The organism is Vibrio sp. 1402, from assembly GCF_033340275.1.
The window spans coordinates 1-795 of the sequence record NZ_JAWOWE010000176.1 but is presented as its reverse complement, the minus strand read 5'-3'; the positions used below and the strand labels follow the sequence as shown (position 1 = coordinate 795).

1 protein-coding gene is annotated in these 795 nt (G+C 46.9%); it reads right to left on the bottom strand.

From position 1 onward, the window contains the following. A partial coding sequence (locus R7044_RS24915; protein WP_225455961.1) for an ABC transporter permease occupies window positions 1-709 on the bottom strand: 709 nt, incomplete at its 3' end. Window positions 710-795: the final 86 nt, after the last annotated feature.

The window sequence follows — 795 nt, the reverse complement described above, 5'->3', positions numbered from 1 at the left end:
GGGTAAACGACACGATATTTTGCAACACGTCGTCATCATTGGCGTTGAGCAAAATGGCGATTTCATGCGCCCCTGCTATCCCTGCAATTTTCTCTAGGTCAGCTTTACGGACGTACACGTTGCCGTCATCAAAGGTCGTGGACGGTGTTTTGAAGATGCCTTTCACTCTAAACGCAGCGCCAGAGACATCCCCATTGATATCGGAAAGCGTCAGAATGACTTTTGAACCGACCCGTAGCTTCAATCTTTTCGCCGTCTTTTGCGATACAAGAATTGGATTCCGGCCCTCTTCATCCAACCAATAACCATCGATGATATGCTCAGAAAGCGGCGTTATCTTCTGCTCTTGTTCAAGATGAATACCATTAATACGAATACCGCGAGAACTGCGAGCAGAAGCTATCATGCCATCGGCGAGAAACCGCTCCGATACGGCTTTCACGCTTTGATGCTTGTCTAACGTTGTAACGATGCTTTGCGAGTCAGGTATGGTGTCTCTCAGTTCAGGATTAACGAGATACGCACTTTGATGAATCTGCAAATGGCTGGTTTGCCAAGCAATCGCATTTTTGATCATGCTGTCCACTAAACCATTCATAAATCCGATCATGGCGACAACACCCATCAAACCAAACACCATCGCGCCAAGCATGATGGACGTTCTTAATTTGTTTCGCCAAAGATTACGCCAAGCCAATTTAATCAACATGCGCGTCCCCTTTCAGCCCACTGGCGATAGGTAAACGAAGGAGACGAATCATCGGGTAGACAAGGCACAAGGATAAGATGATGAGG